At 61.4% G+C, this 13,786-nt stretch carries 15 protein-coding genes; all 15 read left to right on the forward strand.

Annotated features, from left to right (window positions below):
- The 15 genes from traV to LXE91_RS41680 all read left to right on the forward strand — a co-directional run bounded on the left by traV (position 1) and on the right by LXE91_RS41680 (position 13,785).
- Positions 1 to 681, forward strand: coding sequence for a type IV conjugative transfer system lipoprotein TraV (traV, locus tag LXE91_RS41610; RefSeq protein ID WP_027811075.1), 681 nt, complete (start codon positions 1 to 3; stop codon positions 679 to 681).
- A gap of 14 nt (positions 682 to 695) precedes the next feature.
- The gene (gene traC, locus LXE91_RS41615; RefSeq protein WP_027811076.1) at positions 696 to 3,290 is read left to right on the forward strand and encodes a type IV secretion system protein TraC; all 2,595 of its coding nucleotides are present in this window, start codon (positions 696 to 698) and stop codon (positions 3,288 to 3,290) included.
- A gap of 2 nt (positions 3,291 to 3,292) precedes the next feature.
- The gene (locus LXE91_RS41620) at positions 3,293 to 3,661 is read left to right on the forward strand and encodes a TrbI F-type domain-containing protein (protein ID WP_205713840.1); all 369 of its coding nucleotides are present in this window, start codon (positions 3,293 to 3,295) and stop codon (positions 3,659 to 3,661) included.
- A 214-nt stretch (positions 3,662 to 3,875) separates the two neighbouring features.
- A complete protein-coding gene (locus tag LXE91_RS41625) occupies positions 3,876 to 4,385 on the forward strand; it encodes a S26 family signal peptidase (RefSeq protein ID WP_049030195.1) in 510 nt (169 codons plus the stop codon).
- A 253-nt stretch (positions 4,386 to 4,638) separates the two neighbouring features.
- Entirely contained in the window at positions 4,639 to 5,280 is a 642-nt protein-coding gene (traW, locus tag LXE91_RS41630) for a type-F conjugative transfer system protein TraW (protein ID WP_027811079.1), read from the forward strand.
- A 46-nt stretch (positions 5,281 to 5,326) separates the two neighbouring features.
- On the forward strand, positions 5,327 to 6,019 hold the full coding sequence (locus tag LXE91_RS41635; RefSeq protein ID WP_027811080.1) for a hypothetical protein: 693 nt from the start codon (positions 5,327 to 5,329) through the stop codon (positions 6,017 to 6,019).
- The gene (traU, locus tag LXE91_RS41640; RefSeq protein WP_027811081.1) at positions 6,016 to 7,047 is read left to right on the forward strand and encodes a conjugal transfer pilus assembly protein TraU; all 1,032 of its coding nucleotides are present in this window, start codon (positions 6,016 to 6,018) and stop codon (positions 7,045 to 7,047) included. Before LXE91_RS41635 ends, traU begins: the two co-directional genes overlap by 4 nt.
- Complete coding sequence (gene trbC / locus LXE91_RS41645) at positions 7,044 to 7,832, forward strand: type-F conjugative transfer system pilin assembly protein TrbC (protein ID WP_027811082.1); 789 nt, start codon at positions 7,044 to 7,046, stop codon at positions 7,830 to 7,832. The genes traU and trbC overlap by 4 nt, the downstream gene beginning before the upstream one ends.
- Before the next feature lie 5 nt (positions 7,833 to 7,837).
- Positions 7,838 to 9,118, forward strand: coding sequence for a hypothetical protein (locus LXE91_RS41650; RefSeq protein WP_165581455.1), 1,281 nt, complete (start codon positions 7,838 to 7,840; stop codon positions 9,116 to 9,118).
- Positions 9,115 to 10,395: a conjugal transfer protein TraN gene (locus tag LXE91_RS41655; protein WP_049030196.1), complete on the forward strand. Its 1,281-nt coding sequence runs from the start codon at positions 9,115 to 9,117 to the stop codon at positions 10,393 to 10,395. The genes LXE91_RS41650 and LXE91_RS41655 overlap by 4 nt, the downstream gene beginning before the upstream one ends.
- Entirely contained in the window at positions 10,392 to 10,784 is a 393-nt protein-coding gene (locus LXE91_RS41660; RefSeq protein WP_027811085.1) for a hypothetical protein, read from the forward strand. Before LXE91_RS41655 ends, LXE91_RS41660 begins: the two co-directional genes overlap by 4 nt.
- Positions 10,785 to 10,842: 58 nt before the next feature.
- Positions 10,843 to 11,343, forward strand: coding sequence for a hypothetical protein (locus LXE91_RS41665; RefSeq protein ID WP_027814060.1), 501 nt, complete (start codon positions 10,843 to 10,845; stop codon positions 11,341 to 11,343).
- The gene (locus LXE91_RS41670; RefSeq protein WP_027811087.1) at positions 11,340 to 11,534 is read left to right on the forward strand and encodes a hypothetical protein; all 195 of its coding nucleotides are present in this window, start codon (positions 11,340 to 11,342) and stop codon (positions 11,532 to 11,534) included. The genes LXE91_RS41665 and LXE91_RS41670 overlap by 4 nt, the downstream gene beginning before the upstream one ends.
- Positions 11,531 to 12,340, forward strand: a complete 810-nt coding sequence (locus LXE91_RS41675; RefSeq protein ID WP_027811088.1) for a conjugal transfer protein TraF — start codon at positions 11,531 to 11,533, stop codon at positions 12,338 to 12,340. Before LXE91_RS41670 ends, LXE91_RS41675 begins: the two co-directional genes overlap by 4 nt.
- Positions 12,340 to 13,785: a conjugal transfer protein TraH gene (locus LXE91_RS41680; protein ID WP_027811089.1), complete on the forward strand. Its 1,446-nt coding sequence runs from the start codon at positions 12,340 to 12,342 to the stop codon at positions 13,783 to 13,785. The genes LXE91_RS41675 and LXE91_RS41680 overlap by 1 nt, the downstream gene beginning before the upstream one ends.
- Position 13,786 lies beyond the last annotated feature (1 nt).

Consider the following 13,786-nt stretch of genomic DNA (forward strand, 5'->3'; position numbering starts at 1 on the left):
ATGAAAAACAAGATCATGCTCGCCACGCTTTCAGCGCTTCTCAGTCTGACCGGCTGCAGCTTCAGCGGCTACGACGCGAACTCGCAATTCGCCTGCAAGGCGCCTGAAGGTGTGCTCTGCAGCAGCATGTCCGGCATCTATGCCAACGCGATGGCGCATAACCTGCCTGATCAGCACGTTCATACAGGCGCGGGCGCGACGACCAATATCGCACTCGGCAGCTATGCCGGAGATCCCGGCCCGGCATCGAACGCATCGGGTGCTGCGGTCAGTGCCAGTTCTCGACCCGTCGTCGGCTCCGCCGAGATTCTCCCCAAAGCGCTCGATAGCGGCGCTCCGGTTCACACGGCTTCGCGCGAAATGCGTGTCTGGTTCGCGCCGTGGCAGGACGCGGACTCCGACTTGCATGACCAGGAATACGTCTATCTGATCGTCGATCCTGGCCACTGGTCGATCGCGCACAACCAGCAGCGCATCCAGGCCGCGTTCCGGCCGGTGATGCCGCCGACTCCTGCGCGGGATGCTAGCAGTAGCGGTAGCAAGGCGGCTACTTCCAGCTCCAACAGCGATTCGACGTCGGGGGCGATATCGAGTGCTGATCGGGTCATGCAGGGCATTCTCACGCCTGCCGGCGCAGTCGACCGTGCAGCGGCTGCGATGCCCGCAGCGACGGACCATTGATCCAGGAGTCATTGATGAGCACCTTGCAGGCCTGGATCGATGACGCGAAATCGCTCGCGCGAATTGCGATCAGCGAAGCAATTCTCGGCACCGAGGACGATCTCGGGCCGCCCGCGCCCGTTGCCGCGGACCAGCGACGCATAGAGACGGTCGGACTTCATAACCTGCTTCCGTATGACCAGTACGACCCCGCCACCGAGCTCTACTACAACACGGATTCGGTTGGCTTCGTGCTTGCGGTTGCACCGCAGACGGGCGCCGACGCGGAGTTGACCCGCAGTCTCCACGGCCTATATGACTCGGTTCCGGCCGGCTATGGGCTCCAATGGATGCTGTTGGGCGACCCCATCATCGAGGAGTCATTGAACGCCTACGTCGACCTTCGGCGCGAGTACGCCGAGGCGGGACGTGCGCCCTCGTTCTATCTGGAACAGGCCGAGCGCCGCGCCGCATTCATTCGCGGCAAACTCGGCCAGCCGCTGTTTCTTGGCCAAAACTATTCGATCACGGACAAGCGGCTGTTGCTGTCGATCGTGCGCAAGGGCTCGCTCGACGATCTGAAGCTGATCGAAGAAATCCAGAATATTCGCGACGTCGTCGGTGCGACGTTGAGTTCCGCAAGCCTGGCAAGCCGTAGCGCGGAGCCCAACGATCTGTTGCGTTTTCTCTGGCCGATCCTCAACCCCGGTGCGTTCTTTGGCGATGGGGCTGAAACGATCGATCAGACTTATAGCGACGACAAGCCCATTCGTGACCAACTGACGGCTTTCGGTCACCACATGCGGGTGAAGGCAAAGCATTTGCTCTACGGAGTGCCGCCGGAGGATGCCGACGAGCCCGACGCACGCATCGCTGTGCGCAGCTTTGGCGTGCACCAGTATCCGAAGAGCAAAGAGCTGTGGGAGATGAACAACATCGTCGGCTCGCTCTTCAACGATGTCCATCAATACCCCTGCCCGTACCTGATCACGCTCGGCGTCCTGATTCTCGATCAGACCGCCGTCGAGACACGGGCCGCTTTGCGTAGTGCGCGCGCGACGCAGAACGCCGAATCGAAGATCGCGAAGCTGCAGCCCGAACTGGCGCTGCAGAATCAGGACTGGAAAGCCGTCTCGATGCAGCTCACGCAAGGGGGCTCGATGTGTGAGCTCTATCACACGCTCACGCTCTTCGCGCCGCGCAAGAAGATGGAGCAGTGTGTGGCGGCCGCGAAAGGCATCTGGCGTTCGGAGCGCTTCAAGCTGTTCCCGATGCTGACCCAGCAGCTGACGACATTCCTGTCGGCCCTGCCCATGATGCTGACAAGCGACATGCGGGACGACCTCAAGAAGTTTCGGTTGATCACCACCAAGACCACCGTAAATGCGACCGATATGGCACCGGTGCTCGGCGAGTGGTCGGGTACGAATGGACGGGCAAGCCTGCTCTTTTTTGGCCGTCGCGGTACACCCGCGCTTGTAGACATTTACTCGAGCGGAACGAACTACAACGGCTTTGTCGATGGTACTTCCGGCGCCGGTAAATCGGTGCTCATGAACGACATCATCGGAGCGTTCCGCTCGGTCGGCGGAATCATCCGGATCTGTGACGTGGGCTATTCGTACGAAAAGCAGATCGACATGGGAGACGGCCAGTACATCGACTTCAAGCCTGGGTCGCGAATCGTCATCAATGCGTTTTCGACCGCTGGCATCGATACCGAAAATGGTCTCGACAGCGAGGTGAAATTCATCCGGCCGATCATCGCGCGCATGGTATCGCCGACCGCTCCTATCACTCCGTTCGAGGGCGCGTTGCTCGATGTCGCAGTGCGCATCGTATGGAAGGACTACGGCCAGGAAGGTAGTCCCACGTTGGTGCGAGACGCCCTGCTGAGCCTGAAGGACCAGAATGGGCAACCCGAGCGCATCGCGTATGAACTTGCCGTGCGTCTCGAACCGTTCTGCAAGGGGGGTGTTTACGGCGACTACGTCAACGGGCGCACCAACGTACGACTCGACAATGAAGTGGTTGGACTTGAGCTCGAGCACCTCAACAGCGATCCCCAACTGCGCACGGTGATCATGCTCGGCCTGACCAATCAGGTCACCAACGAAATGTACCGCTTTGACCGGTCGCGACCGAAGCTGTTCCTGCAGGACGAGGGCTGGCAGATCGTCGGTGACGATCAGGAATCGGCCGACTTCATGGAAGAAGGCTATCGGCGTGCGCGCAAATACGAAGGCAGCTTCTTTTTCGCGACGCAGGGGATCACCGACGCCGGGATGAACAAGGCAACGCAGGCCGCGTTCGACAACTCCGCATGGAAGTTCCACCTCAAGCAAAGCGACGACACGCTCAAGAAGATCGAGAAGGGCGACGTGATGGATCTGTCGCCGGGGTTGAAACGCATGTTGAAGTCGCTACGCCCGGTACCCGGTCGCTATAGCGAGTTCGTCCTCGTCGATCCGAACGGCGGCACGCACCTACTGCGCCATATCCCTGACGAATTCACGCTGGCCATGGCGACCACGAAGGGGCCGGACTACGAATTCATGCAGCGTTTGCGTGCCGGCGGCACGTCCACAGAAGACGCGATCCGCGCCCTAATCCAAGCCAAACGGAAGTGAACATGCGACACGACCTCGTACTCACCGGCCTTATCTCGATCGGCGCTTCGTTGGTGCTGGGCTCCCCGCTCGTCTACTTATGGACGCAACGCGAAAGAGTTGCGCCGGTCGTCGTGGTTGACGTGCAGAAGCTCATCAGCGATGAGCAGGAAACGCTGCTGAAGACCTTCAATAATGGCGATCCCGTCCACATGACGGACGACGCGAAGAATAAGGCGACCCAACACGCCGGCGATTACGCAAAGCGCCTGTCGGCCGCGCTGGACCAGCTCGGCACACAGTGCGGCTGCGTTGTCGTCAATAAAGCTGCCGTGCTCGCAGGTGATGCGCCCGACCTCACTGACCTGATCGCCAAGAGGATCGCGAAATGACTCGTCTCCGATCGACGGCCCTCTCCCAGTTTTCTGCGCGCACGCTTGGAACAAAAATGGTGGGCGGACGATTTGCACCGACCGCCGTTGGTGATTATCTGGCCGCCTCGACCAGTACTTGTGCGGCGGCGCTTGCAAACGTAACGACGCATTTCGACTTGCGTCGATCGGGGGGCGCGAATTTTGCAAGAACCGACCTTCGCGGAGATGAGCAGTGATCGCGCTCGTCGCCTACTCCAGCGGCCTGGCTCGCTATCGACGGTTTGTTCGCACCGTGGTCGCGCTGACGGTCGTGGCGGCTGTCGCATGGGGCCTCACGCCTTGGTATGGGCTGACGTTCAACATGTCGACCAGTCTGCCGGGGACGCTCTACTTCATCCGCAAGGGCCCCTGTCGGCCGCGCCTCGGCGACACCATCGCATTTCGGTGGCACGGTGGGGCGACCTACCCCGCAGGACTGACCTTCATCAAACACGTGGCTGGTTTGCCTGGCGATGTCGTGCACGTCGTTGGTCGCAACGTCTGGGTCAATCAGACCTATATCGGCTACGCCAAGCCGCTCTCGCTTGCAGGGATGGCGCTGTTTCCGACCGAAGACGGCGTGATTCCGCCGGGACACTACTTCGTGGCCACGCCGAACCCGAACAGCCTCGATTCGCGGTACTCGATCGCCGGCACCGTTCCTCAAACCGCAATCGTCGGGGAGGCCTATGAAATTTTTTAACCGCTGCCGCGCCCTCAGCACGCCGGCCGGCGCTTCAACTGGAGGCTCAGATGACGCTTCTGATGCTTGCAATTGGCTTGTTCATATGGGCCGTATGGATGTGCGTGATCGTGTTCTGTCTTGGTGTGGGGTTTCTGGTGGCCTGGTTTATAGGCATGTCATTGGTACACCACATTTCTTTATCGTCCAAATAGTGGACACAGGGATAGGTCCAGCCTGCTTGCTCGTTGGTTGGAGGCAGCTACGACAGCTTATCCGACGAGCTGCAGTCCTGTGGATCGCGGCACTGACGGTCGCGGTATCCCCGATTTCAGCGATTGCGGAGGACCTGGGCGTGGTTGGCCCGACGTATCCGATTGCGGAGCACGACGCGATTGCGATGCTGAAGCGCCGCCTGCTCGAACTGCAAGCCAATGGTGGGCTGGCGGCCATCGAGCGCCGTGCGCGCCAGCGCGCGCTGCATGACGTCACGTCCCTGCCCCCGGTGCCGGGCATTTCGACCGTCAGCGCGTACTCGAGTCGCCTGATTGATCCGACGGTCACCTACTCCAAGCCCGTCACCAACGACGAGGGCGCCGTGATCGTCGCCGCCGGCACGCGTATCAATCCGCTCGACATTGTCACGCTGCACGAGCGCCTGGTGTTCTTCGACGGCCGCGATGCGGGACAGGTCAAGGCGGTGCAGGCGCTCGCGGCCCGCTCCGGCGATTCCATCAAACCGATCCTGACTGCTGGTTCGTGGTTTGACCTGACGAAGTCGTGGAAACGGCAAGTGTATTTCGATCAGCAGGGTCGACTTAGCCAGCGTTTCGGGATCACCCGCGTGCCGGCCGTCATCAGCCAGCGCGGCAACCAACTGCTTCTTGAGGAAGAACCTGCGGAGCAACTGCGTTGACCCGGCGACCAAATCACCTGTCACCTCCCAATTTATCGGAATCGCGATGAACAACTATGACCGTCTGGACTTCACTGCCGACCCGGCCGTTATCGACGTCGTCGAGAAGAACTCGCCCCACGACGGCGCTGCTGCTCTTCAGCACTTCAATGCGACAGTCGAGCCGATCCGGTATGTCGTAGACGTCACCAATGATCAGGTCGTCGTTTCAGGAAAGGGTGTGCTCGCGACTTACTACTGGCGCGCGAGCCCCTACGACAGCAGGGTCGCTCGTCTATCCGTTCAACCTGACCGCCAGATCGTAGGAGACAGCAGCGGGGAAACCTTTCGTGTTGTGGTGGGTGCTGTAGATGATATCCACCGTCCTGCTGCGGTCATCGCCGAGCATCTGAGCGAGGTCGAAGCCGTTGAGCTGATCGGTCGTATCGAGAAGGGGGTGAAGGGCGCCCTCGGTATCGGCGTCGAATCGACCCATACGGTCCAGTTGGATGAGCCTCTTCCCGTCTCCGGCGTTGTTGAGTCCGCACGTCGTTCGATTGGAGCGAAGCTGCTCGACATCCTGGCCACGGTAACGTCACGTGTGGTATGGGTCGCCGCTTGGGGCGTTGCCGGTGCGGCGACCGGCGGTCTTGCAGTGATCCTCCTGCCGATCGTCTATCGCCTTGGCCATCACGTCGGCGCATACCTGATCGACTTCGTCTTCCACGTGTATCCGGCGATGCGGGAGCTGCTTTCATGAGCATGCGCCCTCTCCTTCGCCGCTGGATTCTCGCGATCGCGCTGGTTGCCAGCTGCTTCTCGTTCTCGGCGCCGGCCGATGCGGGTCAGTGTGTCGGCCGATTCGCCAATCCGATCACGGATATCTGCTGGGAATGCGCTTTCCCGATGGCCATCGGTAGCGTCACGTTCCTCAATATGGGCCAGGACGACACCCCGAACCCGGGCGGATTCCTCTGCTTCTGTAGCGGCACGTTTGGCGTCAAGTTCAGCTTCTGGGAGCCGATCCGGCGCGTCGACGTCACGCGCTCGCCCTACTGCTTCGTGTCGCTCGGCGGGATCTCGCTGAACCCGGGCATCCACGCCCCGGAGGGGGAGGTGCGCGAGCAGAAGGACGACACCAAGCAGAGCTTCTATCAGGTGCACTGGTACACCGATCCGGTCATGTACTACACCGAGATCCTGCTAGACGACCCCTGTATGGAGACGGGCAGCTTCGATGTCGCGTACATGACCGAAGTCGATCCGACGTGGAGCGACGACGATCTCACCATGCTCCTCGAGCCGGAGACCTACCTGTTCGGCAGTCCGATCGCCCAGGCCGCTTGCGCAGGTGACTGCGTGCTCTCGAGCCTAGGTTTCGGCAGCAACCTGCTCTTCTGGTGCGCGGGCTGCAACGGCTCGATCTATCCATTCAACGGCCACGTTCAGGCCCATGTGTCCGCGATCCAGGCGTCGTCACTGCTGGTCGAGCGCATGACCGCAAAGCTGCATCGCGAGGGTTTGATGTGGGGCACGACAGGTGACGGGGCCATGTGCGGCTACTACCTGCAGCCGGTGATGGACAAGACCCAATACAAGTACACGATGCTCTACCCCGTTGCGCAAACCGACCAGATCAACGGTCAGTGCTGTCAGCCGTATGGCCGCACGTCGGCGCTCTGGGGCGCCGGAAAGATGATCCCGTACACGGGGGAGGACTTCGCGTACGAGATTTTCCGCAAGCGCAACTGCTGCATGGGTGCGAACCTCGGAGACTTGCCCCAATGAGTCGGCTCACTTTCTCCATCATAGCCGCCGGCACGATCGCCCTCGCGGCCGGTCATGTGTCGGCACAAACCGTGTCGAATGACGCGCTCGCGCGTGAGCAGCAGCAGATCAATACCACGCGCCGAGCGATCTTCGATGAGGCAGCCAGCGGCACCGCACGTTACCGAGGCGTGATGCCATCGTCGGATGCGATTGATGCCGAGATGAGCCGTATCCAGCGCAGTCGCGATCGGCAGATGGCCCAGGCGGCAGCAAAGGCAGCTCACGATGGCAACGCGTTCCCGAACCTACCGGCGCCGGCGCCAGCCGCCGCCGGTGCAGATCCGTTCGCCGTCGCCAAACGGTACGAAAGCCGTACGCAGCGTCGTGTGACCGACTCCTTCGTCGCGTTCGCGAGCTTCTCGATGCCCGCTGCCTCGCTGGTACGCCTGGTGAAGACCATGAATCAGGCCGGGGGAACTGTGGTGTTCCGGGGCTTCAAGAACGACTCGCTGAAGGCGACGGCCGCTGAAATGCAGCGGCTGGGGATTGCGTCCGGCGGCATCGTCGTCAACCCGAAGGCGTTCACGCAGTATCGCATCGCCCGTGTGCCCGCCTATGTCGTCACACGCGGTGGAGACGCCAACAGTCAGGTCGACAGCAGCGGATGTGCGCTGCCGGCGTCGTACGTCTCCTTGTCGGGAGACGTGACGCCCGCGTATGCCCTGCGCCAGATCGTCGATCACAGCCCTACCTACGGGGGGATCGCCGAGCGATATCTCCGTGCACTGGGGGATGTCGAATGAACGGAATGCGGGCAACCCTGCGCCGAAGCGCACCACTGGCCATCGCGACCGCTCTGGCTGCGGTCGCCGTGTGCGCTGCTGCGGACGCCCCATCTACCGGGACTGCGTTTACTGAAGGCCAGTCGTTCGGTAAGTCAGGAATGAACGCGGCTCACGGAAGCATCAGTGGCGGTAGCTCGAACGTGCCGAACTACACGAACCAGGACGGCGAGCTGACGCCGCTGTATGGCGGTGGGCAGGGCAGTCTCGGGCCGGCCGGGTCAGGGAAGGAAGCGGATTGCTCAACGCAGCCAGCGAACCCGAGTGCCTACTGGCGTCAGGAATGCGATGCCGTGAATTACCTCGCGAAGAAGCCTCCCAATCGCATGCCGATCACCGCGAGCGATCCGATCGTGACCGGAAGCAAGGGCGCGATCAATAACCCCGGGTCTACGACGAGTTCGCAGGACTGCCACAACGTGACGTCGACGGTGCCGGCGACCTACCGGAAGGAAACCTGCGAACAGGCCGTGGGTACGCAAACCTATACCTGCAACCGCATCAATGACCCCGTCTGCACCGAACCCTATCAAGGCTGCGCCGCTGGCGGGGTCGTCGAGGGAAGCTTCACCGGCGGGTTTGCCGCGCGCCTGGCATCGAACTCTGCGCTCTGGAACTTCGGCGCTGACACGGGCTATCACGACAACTCAGGCTACAACGGACTGACCGTGTCCGGCTCGATGAGTTTCAGCGTCCAGAACCTTGGTCAGATCGGTACCGCAGTCATCAGCCAGATCACGGCAAACAATACGCTGCGCAGCGTCGACATTAACGGCGTCACGGTCTACACCGATGCGCCGGACGGCGGGCGCATTCTCCAATGCGGAGTGGCGACGCTGCCGGCGTCGGCCGGCGGTATTGATGGACGGCAGACCACCGGCTATCTTGCCGCGTCTTCGCCTGGTGTGACCTTCACACACAATTTGATTTACAACGGCATTCGGAGCGTGTGTTCGGATAAAACTGCCTTTACGGCAGATGGCGGTCTCACAGAGTATCGACCGTTCTTTACCTTCGGTAGCGAGTACGAGGGGAACCCGTCGACCATTGCGCCCAACACCGACATCCGCGCGTATTTGCACGAGGGCGTCAATACCGTCGAGATTCAAGCGGCGATAGGCGGGTACGGTTTCCAGGGCGGCGGGCAGGCCCGAGTTCAGCTCACGCTGAACCAGATCTGCACCGCGACTTGCACGCCGAACTGGATCGACCAGTGCAGCTCGTTCGAACAGCGGGCCGCACAATGAATATCCGCGCTCTCATGTTCGCCGCGCGTGCGTTCACCCTCGTCGGCAGTGTAATGACCGTCACCCTGCTCGCCGCGCCGGTAGCGTATGCCGCGCCCACCTGCCAACGCACTGGTTCAACCTGCATCGAGCCGGCCGGCACACGCATCATCAACGGGATTCCGCTCTACCAGGATTGCTGGAACTACCAGGATACCTACGAATGCCAAGCCGCTTCCACCGTTAACGACTGCGCGCCATTGCAGCAGCAAGGCTGCGGCCTAGTGAACCAGCAGTGTGTGTCATACAACGACGCGGTGCAGGGAAGCTGCGACACGATGCAGTACACGTACCAGTGTCTCGATACTCCGGCGCACACGACGACCGTCACCCAATGCACGAACACGATGTGCGCACCGGGTGCCGGATGCTTCTCGTCAAGTAGTGGTGCGGACGGCGCGCTCGGCAAGGTCGTAGCAGGGCTGGAAACCGGGCGCGAAGCCGGCGCCTACGGTGTCGGTGGCGGTAACGTGAACATTTTCAAAGGCTACGACAGCAGCTGCTCGATCAAGGTGCTGGGCGGCCTCGAGATCAAGAGCTGCTGCACCAGCAACGGCGGCGGTGCCGCTTACTCGAACAACGCGATCGGAAGCGCCGCGGTCAGCGCTGGACTGTCGGTTGGCGGAACGGCGGCGAAGCAGGGCATCGCGTTAGGGTCGAAGTATGTCTTTGACCAGCTGTACGAAACGGTCGATAGCTCGATCGTGAACTCTGGTCTCTTGCAGATGGGCGCATGGGCGGACAGGGCGTTGTCTACCTCCGGAACCTTTGGTGCCTACGGCTTTAGTTTTTCGTTCTCCCTCACCAATGGTGTTCAGCTTGCCGATTTCAATCCGTACGTATTCGCGGCCGAGATCGCTGCGCAGCTGATCCAGATGTGGCTCGCCTGTTCCCCTGACGAGCAGGTGCTCAGTCTGAAGCGTGGCCAGAACCTCTGTGTCCAGTACAACCAGGGCTGCTCCAAGCGCGTGCTCGGCGTTTGCGTCGAGGAAAAGAAGAGCTACTGCTGTTTCAATTCGTTGATCGCGAAGCTCGTCAACCAGCAGGGCAAGGCGCAACTCGGCATCCCGTTCGCAGGCTGCGGTGGCTTCACGGCCGACCAGCTGCAGCGTATCGATTTTTCGAGTATCGACTTTACCGAGTTCGTCAATTCGATCCAGTCCAAAGCCGTCGACGAGGACGCGATTCTGCAGCGCGTGCGGCAATCGATCGGAAGCGGCAAAGGGGTATCCCAATGAAGCGCCTCGTCTCCGCAGCGTTTACTACTGCGATTTTTGCGCTGCCGGCCGCCGCCTTCGCCGGCAGCTACGACGACTTCAGTGCAGTTCTCATCGACGCGATTGATCACGGGTCAGCGTTTGGCGCGCTGCGTGGACCCGTTGCGGGTTCACTCGTCACCAAGCTGCACGCCAACGGTCCGGTCTACGTCACGGCTCGCTCGATCGGCGACTTGCCGCGGCCTGGCTGCAAGCGTCTGGATGTGCTGTTCGACGTCCGCGGCATCCAGACCGAGGCGGGCGAAACCAGCGGGCGTCTGGACGTGAAGATGAACTACTGCCGCGATCGAATTCCGCCGATTGGCTTGGCGCCGGCGGCGCCGGCGCAACCTGCAGGAGATACACCGTGACGCGGGGCCGCCCACTGGTTGCAGATTTCAAAACCCTCACTACCCAGGAGCGTTGATCATGTCCATCGAAAGCCTGTTTCCCCCTTCGCGTGTCCGCTCGAACTGGCGCTATGCGCTACTCGCCAGCCTGCCCTGCTACGTGCGGCGATTCCTCTTCGCTTTCGTCATTGTGCCGGCGGCCGTCCCCGTCGTCGCGCTCGCAATACTGAATCATGGGTCTTTCACGGGTATGGCAACGACCGTGCTCGAACAGGCGGCTGGAAGCGGTACGAATCCGGACACGATCCGACTGCGGACATGCACCGATACGGCGGCTCGCCACGCGCCGTCGGCCGCCATTTGTATGCACTGGCGCACTGACGACGTGCCGATCACGACGCTCGCCCCTCAGGTTGGTCACGGCTTGTTCGTCGCGTGGCTCGTTGCTGTCGTCGTCATGCTTGCGACGGATCTCGGCGTTTCCCCGCCCTCGCCTATCGGACTGCGCAGACGTCTCGACTCGATCGGACGGCCGCGTGCCGAACTTAGTCGTGCAATCCGCGAAGGAGAGGTGAAGTGAGACTGCAGATTACGATCACCAGTATGCGCGCCGCGCCGGCGCCCGACTTGCCGAGCCATCTCTTTGCTGGTGCCGCCAGTGACCGCGCGACCTTCCGGGTAACGCACGGCGCCGCGCCGTCGCGCGAAGCCATTTCCGTGTTGCTCGAGGACGCCGGCTTTGAAGTCGACGCGCAGCGGAGCCGGCCATGAGCGCATTCCGTGGATTCCGGCTCGCGGTAGCGGTCCTGCTTCCTGCAGCGCTGCTGGTGCCGCCGTTTGCGGACGCAGACGGGTTGGACTACAAGTCCGCCTGGAGCTGCGACGGGCAAGAGAAATTCAACTGGTACTGCGATGACGACAAGCCCGCGGCGCCCGCGGGTGCGAGCGCGGCCAAACCGGTCGATTCCGACGACTTCGATCAGATCAAGTCGGCCGACGAGATGCGCGAGGCACTGAAGCACCGACTCGACGTCGCAAACATGGACCCGACGCCCGAGCACATCAAGGAGTACATCAAGCTTTGGGAGTACGTCCAGCAAAAGAGCGCTGTCTTCGCCGATCAATGGCGCCGAGTCGTATGGCAGAACCCGAGCCTCGATTACTCGCTCAAGCGTCCGACCAACAACGTCGCTGTCCATACCTATGACCGGACCCGGGATTCCGACCAGGACGGGCAACTGCGTGCACTCGCGCAGAAGCACGGCCTGATTTTCTTCTTCCGCTCGGACTGCCCGTACTGCCATGCGATGGCCCCGACGATTGTGCTGCTCGCGCAGCGCTATGGCATCGACGTGCTGCCGGTCTCTCTGGACGGTCGGGGTATTGGCGAGTTTCCGAACCCGACGCCTGACCACGGTCAGGCGTCGGTCTGGGGTGTGCAGCAGGTGCCCGCCCTCTTCATTGCGTCCAAAGAGACCGGCGACCACGCAATGATCGGCTCGGGAACGATGTCCCTCCAGGACATCATCGACCGCATTTTCGTTCTCACTGCCTCGCAGCCCGGGGAGCTTTTCTGATGAAACCGACACGCTGGTTTGCCGTACTGACGGCTGCAGTGGTTGCCATCGCTCCGGTGTGTGCGCAGGCGATGTCGATGCAGCAGGTCTTCGACTCAATCAACGCCATGGGCAACGTATCGAGCCCTCGGGCGTTGCAGGGCGAGACGATGGATATGTACAGCGGCGGCAGTGTGTTCATGCGCACGCCACACAAGACTTACCAGCTCGCGAGCGTCACCGCCCCGGAATGGGGTGCGGGTTGCGGCGGGATTGACCTGTTTGCCGGCGGGTTCAGCTTCATCAATAAGGAGCAGTTTGTTGCGCTGCTGCGCAACATCGGCTCGAACGCCTTGGGCTACGCATTCAAGCTTGCCCTGCAGAACCTCTGCCCGACCTGCGACAACGTCATGCAGTCGTTGCAGACCATCGCCCGCGACGTCAACCGGATGAACATCGACTCGTGCCAGGCCGCTGAGGGCATCGTCAATGCGGTGACGCCTGTTGCATGGAAAAAAGAGCAGGCGAACCTGGCCGACACGCTCGGGCCATTCACGAACCTGTATTCGGATATGACGGATGCCTGGACAAATACCGGAAACAGCTCGGCGCAAGCGGCGCAGACGATCAATACGGCCACTGCATCGGATTCCAATCTCGCGGCCAAGCAGCCGTACGGCAATGTGACGTGGCAGGCGCTGCAGCAGCTGCCGGACCTGAGCACGTCGGATCGCGAATTCCTCATGTCGCTGGTGGGGACGGTCATTTTTCCCGACCCGTCGGATTCGGGCGGCACGGAGGTGAATCCTGTATTCCTGCCGCGAATCGGCAGCCTCACGGTGCAGGAGTTGGTCGGTAACGATCCTGCTGCGAACAGTGGCACCACGATTCAGGTGTACGTGTGTGACGAGACGACGAAGTGCCTGAATCCGTCAGTTCAGGAAATTGGATACACCCCCTTCCGTACGCTCGTACAGCAAAAGCTGCAGGTAATCACGGATGCGATCGCATCGCGCTCCGCGATCCCGAACCCGGCGGACACGTTTCGGTTCCTGAGCATGACGGACCTGCCGGTCTACAAAATGATCGCGGTCGGCACGCGTCTGAACAATTCGTCTCTGGCTGACCAGTTGTTGAGTACCTACCAGTCGCTGATCGCTGCCAAGTACGCCGAAGCGTATATCCACGGATCCGCTGAAGATCTTCGCCGGGCAATCGCGCGTTACGGCACCGTGAAATCCAGCACGTCGCTGCTCGACGAGGCCACGAAGCTCAATACCAACATTGACACGGTCGAATCGGAAGCACGCAGCGCAGTGATGCAAGCCTTCAGCCAGACGTCGAACGCGTGGCAACTGGTCGAGCAACTCCAATCGATCGAGCGCGCCGTGCACGCGAATGTGTCGTCCTCGCTTCGGAACTCGTTGGCCTTTGGCCAGACGTTGAACGGCGGGGGGACTCAATGAA

The sequence above is a fragment of the Burkholderia contaminans genome (assembly GCF_029633825.1).
Taxonomy (GTDB): domain Bacteria; phylum Pseudomonadota; class Gammaproteobacteria; order Burkholderiales; family Burkholderiaceae; genus Burkholderia; species Burkholderia contaminans.

Excerpts from the sequence above, each read along its gene's own strand:
- LXE91_RS41620 (WP_205713840.1), top strand. The coding sequence starts at position 3,293 with ATGCGACACGACCTCGTACTCACCGGCCTTATCTCGATCGGCGCTTCG.
- LXE91_RS41675 (WP_027811088.1), top strand. The coding sequence starts at position 11,531 with ATGAGCGCATTCCGTGGATTCCGGCTCGCGGTAGCGGTCCTGCTTCCT.
- LXE91_RS41660 (WP_027811085.1), top strand. The coding sequence starts at position 10,392 with ATGAAGCGCCTCGTCTCCGCAGCGTTTACTACTGCGATTTTTGCGCTG.
- trbC (WP_027811082.1), top strand. The coding sequence starts at position 7,044 with ATGAGTCGGCTCACTTTCTCCATCATAGCCGCCGGCACGATCGCCCTC.
- LXE91_RS41680 (WP_027811089.1), top strand. The coding sequence starts at position 12,340 with ATGAAACCGACACGCTGGTTTGCCGTACTGACGGCTGCAGTGGTTGCC.
- LXE91_RS41635 (WP_027811080.1), top strand. The coding sequence starts at position 5,327 with ATGAACAACTATGACCGTCTGGACTTCACTGCCGACCCGGCCGTTATC.
- LXE91_RS41665 (WP_027814060.1), top strand. The coding sequence starts at position 10,843 with ATGTCCATCGAAAGCCTGTTTCCCCCTTCGCGTGTCCGCTCGAACTGG.
- traU (WP_027811081.1), top strand. The coding sequence starts at position 6,016 with ATGAGCATGCGCCCTCTCCTTCGCCGCTGGATTCTCGCGATCGCGCTG.
- traC (WP_027811076.1), top strand. The coding sequence starts at position 696 with ATGAGCACCTTGCAGGCCTGGATCGATGACGCGAAATCGCTCGCGCGA.
- LXE91_RS41650 (WP_165581455.1), top strand. The coding sequence starts at position 7,838 with ATGCGGGCAACCCTGCGCCGAAGCGCACCACTGGCCATCGCGACCGCT.
- traV (WP_027811075.1), top strand. The coding sequence starts at position 1 with ATGAAAAACAAGATCATGCTCGCCACGCTTTCAGCGCTTCTCAGTCTG.
- LXE91_RS41655 (WP_049030196.1), top strand. The coding sequence starts at position 9,115 with ATGAATATCCGCGCTCTCATGTTCGCCGCGCGTGCGTTCACCCTCGTC.